Consider the following 4,074-nt stretch of genomic DNA (forward strand, 5'->3'; position numbering starts at 1 on the left):
TCACTAGAGCATGACAAAATAAATAGTGATAATACGAATGTTATTGTAATAATTTTTTTCATTTTTAAAATTTTATATTAAGTCCTCAAAGATATGTAATTATATTTTATAAAAATCTTGTTATCAATCCCGATAGCGCGGAATTGCATTCCGTGCCCCCGCTCCCGCGCGAATCCTTTCGCGTGGTTCTAAATAAAAGATATTAATTACAAACAAAACCCTGCAATTGCAGGGTTTTTTGTTTCCTGCAAGGTCTTTTTTGACCTTGTAGGTATGTTTGATAAATCCTACAAGGTTTTGGAAACCTTGTAGGATAGAACATTAAAAATCAAACTTAATACCTTGTGCTAACGGTAATGCTGTTCCGTAGTTGATCGTATTCGTTTGTCTTCTCATATAGGCTTTCCATGCATCAGAACCTGATTCACGGCCACCACCAGTTTCTTTTTCACCACCAAAAGCACCACCAATTTCGGCACCGGAAGTTCCAATGTTTACGTTAGCAATTCCACAATCGGATCCCGCAGCAGAAAGGAATAATTCCATTTCTCTCATATTGTTCGTAAAGATCGAAGACGATAATCCTTGAGGAACGGCATTTTGCATCGCAATCGCTTCTTCAATTGTACTGTATTTCATTACATATAAAACTGGAGCAAATGTCTCGTGTTGCACGATTTCGAATTCGTTTTTCGCTTCAATAATACAAGGTTTTACATAACAACCGCTTTCGTAGCCTTTTCCTTCTAAAACGCCGCCTTCTACAATAACTCTTCCGCCTTCTGCTTTAGCTTTTTCAATCGCATCTAAATAATCTTGAACCGCACCTTTATCGATAAGTGGCCCCACATGATTGTTAGCGTCTAATGGATTTCCAATTTTTAACTGCGCATAGGCTTTTGCTAAAACGTCTAAGGTTTTGTCGTACACACTTTCGTGAACTATTAATCTACGTGTTGAGGTACAACGTTGACCAGCTGTTCCTACCGCTCCAAAAACCGCTCCTACCAATACCATTGATAAATCGGCTTCTTGAGAAACGATAATCGCGTTGTTTCCACCTAATTCTAAGATCGTATTTCCAAAACGTTCTGCCACAGTTTTTGATACGTGACGACCAATTTTTGTAGAACCTGTAAACGAAACCAATGGAATGCGTTTGTCGTTATTGATTAAATCACCAGACTCGTTACCAACCACTAAACAGCTGATTCCTTCTGGTAAATTGTTTCTTTCTAATACGGTTTGAATGATGTTTTGACAGGCTACACCACATAAAGGTGTTTTTGAACTTGGTTTCCAAATACACACATCGCCACAAATCCAAGCCAACATGGTGTTCCAAGACCAAACCGCTACTGGGAAATTGAACGCCGAAATGATGCCTACAATTCCAAACGGATGCCATTGCTCATACATTCTGTGCATTGGACGTTCTGAATGCATGGTTAATCCGTGTAATTGACGCGATAAACCTACTGCAAAATCACAAATGTCAATCATTTCCTGAACTTCGCCCAAACCTTCTTGATAGGATTTCCCCATTTCAAAAGACACTAATTTTCCTAAGGCTTCTTTGTGTTTGCGCAATTCGTCTCCCATTTGACGCACGATTTCGCCTCTTTTTGGAGCAGGAACCAAACGCCACGTTTTGAACGCTTCTTCTGCAGATTTCATTGCGGTTTCGTAATCTTCTTTGGTCGAAGATTTTACTTTTCCGATTAAATCTCCTGTTGCTGGAGAATACGATTCGATGATTTTTCCGTTAGAAAACCACTTTGTTCCCGTAGAAGTTCCTTCGTTTATTTCTTTAATGCCTAATTGTTGCAAAGCGTCTTGCATACCAAATTGAATTGCTGCTTCAGATATCATTTTATAACTTTTTTGTAGTGTTTTGTTGAATTTTTTTCAAAGGTAGAAAATATATTGTAACTCCATAAATGTAATTGTCTTTTAAAATTTTAACCACATAGAATCATAGGTTACTCTATTTAGATAAAGTCGTTTCACTTAACATGAAAAATCATAGTCATCTATCTAACCAAAATGGTCTATCCCGTTCTCTTTTTTTCTATGTTTCTATGTGGTTAGAGATTTATTTCTTAGAAGTAAACTTTGGATTGGTTTCCATTACTGTTCCACATTGTTTACACGTTCTTTTTTCTTCCGAAGTAAAAAATTCAGTGAAATGCGGTAGAAAATCCTTTTCGATATCGTGTAATTCAAAATACACTTCGTGCAGTTTATGATTGCAATTGTCACAATACCACAACAAGCCATCGTTAAATCCTTTTCCGGCGCGTTTTCTTTCGATTACTAACCCTACAGAGCCTTCGGTTCTTGCAGGCGAATGGGGAATTTTTGCAGGATGTAAGTACATATCTCCTGCCGAAAGTTTCATGGCTTTCTTCTCGCCCTCTTCCTGAATATACACCGTGATTTCACCCTCTAATTGGTAAAATAATTCTTCGGTTTCGTTGTAATGATAGTCTTTTCGTGCATTGGGCCCACCCACAACCATCACAATATAATCGTCAGATGCTACGTAAATATTTTTGTTGCCAACTGGTGGTTTCAATAAGTCTTTATTCTCATTAATCCACTTTTGCAAGTTAAAAGGTTTAGCCGTTGCCATTGTGTTTTTGTTTAAAACGTAAAGTTACTAAAAAGAAAAAAGGTTAGCTGTACTTTTGTTACAAACTAACCTTTTATTTTTATTTAACTATTTAACTTCTTGCACCAAGTAAATATATACGGGGAAGTGATCGGAGAATCCTGGAACTCCATTTTGATTTCGGAGTGGATACCCTTTGTATTGACCGGTTTTTTGAATTAAGAACGGTTTGTTATAAATTCCTGATTTCCAATATTTAAAAGTTGCATAATCATTTTTGTCTTTAGAAACGAATTGTTCGCTCACCATAATTTGGTCAAAAATATCGCCAGAATCTCTATAGAACAATGAAGCATGACCGTCCTTTGCCATTTGTTCAAACGGATTGAAAATATCCGCTGGTTTTTTTAGTTCTTCTTTCTTAAGTTTTGCGCCAATTCCTTCCTTTACACTCTTGTTATAAGCACCATCATTTAAATCGCCCATCGTAATGATTTTTGCATTTGGATTAATTTTAATAATAGAATCCATAATTTTTCTATTCAATCTACCCGCTGCTTCACGGTAAGGACTACTTCTTTTTTCACCACCAGAACGTGAAGGCCAGTGATTGACAATGATGTTTATTTCTTCTCCGTCTAATAAACCCGTAACTAAAAGTTGGTCACGAGTATAAATTCGTTTCGTTTTTGCATCCACAGCTCCTTTATCGTCTGTTTCTTCACCTTCTTTTTTGTCTTTTTTATCAGATGCTGTTTCATTTTCGTAAACATACAAAGGCACATTGATATAACTTATAGGTTGAAAGTGTTTTTCTTGGTACAAAAAGCCAACATCGATACCACGCTTATCAGGTGAATCAAAATGCACAACTTTATATCCTTTATTGAGAAGTGTTGGATGTTTCGTTAAGTCTTCTAAAACTCTTCTGTTTTCAATTTCACACGCACCAATGATTACTGGTGCATTTTTTTGAGCGTCACTTGTGCCTAATTCAATAAGAACTCTGCTTAAATTATCTAACTTCTTTTTGTAATTTTTTAAAGTCCAGCCTTCCGATGGGGTATATTCTTCATCATAAGTATCAGGGTCATTGATGGTGTCAAACAAGTTCTCGAAATTATAAAAGGCAACCGTGTGCACTTTAAATTTTTTCTCTTGACAGAAACCGGTTGTTATTGATAAAATCACAATTAAAAAAGAGATGTAGTGCTTTAATTTCATGCTGAAGGTTATGTTATGGTTATGCTTAATATAAAAAGCAAGGTCAAAGGTAGATAATATTATTAAAATTTATACATTTGTAGGCTGTTAAGTTTTGAACGACTTAGCGTTAAATTAGTATTAATTTTAATATTCTTTATGAAAAAACTTGTATTGAGCGCATTACTAGTGCTACAAGCTGTTTTTGTTTTTGCTCAGCAAAACCCTGCCTTAAAAGGGAAGGTTGTCGATGCAAA

The 4,074-nt window shown here is 36.0% G+C and carries 3 protein-coding genes; all 3 read right to left on the minus strand.

All coding sequences use genetic code 11. From position 1 onward, the window contains the following. Positions 1 to 321: 321 nt before the first annotated feature. The 3 genes from ACIQZC_RS09620 to ACIQZC_RS09630 all read right to left on the minus strand — a co-directional run bounded on the left by ACIQZC_RS09620 (position 322) and on the right by ACIQZC_RS09630 (position 3,838). Positions 322 to 1,842, minus strand: a complete 1,521-nt coding sequence (locus ACIQZC_RS09620; RefSeq protein ID WP_396139014.1) for an aldehyde dehydrogenase family protein — start codon at positions 1,840 to 1,842, stop codon at positions 322 to 324. A gap of 253 nt (positions 1,843 to 2,095) precedes the next feature. Next, positions 2,096 to 2,635 (minus strand): 3-hydroxyanthranilate 3,4-dioxygenase, encoded by a 540-nt coding sequence (locus ACIQZC_RS09625; protein WP_396139012.1) that lies wholly within the window; start codon positions 2,633 to 2,635, stop codon positions 2,096 to 2,098. 87 nt (positions 2,636 to 2,722) lie between these two features. Continuing rightward, entirely contained in the window at positions 2,723 to 3,838 is a 1,116-nt protein-coding gene (locus ACIQZC_RS09630) for an endonuclease/exonuclease/phosphatase family protein (RefSeq protein WP_396139013.1), read from the minus strand. Positions 3,839 to 4,074: the final 236 nt, after the last annotated feature.

Origin of the sequence: Flavobacterium sp. (assembly GCF_044338735.1) — a bacterium.
Lineage (GTDB): Bacteria > Bacteroidota > Bacteroidia > Flavobacteriales > Flavobacteriaceae > Flavobacterium.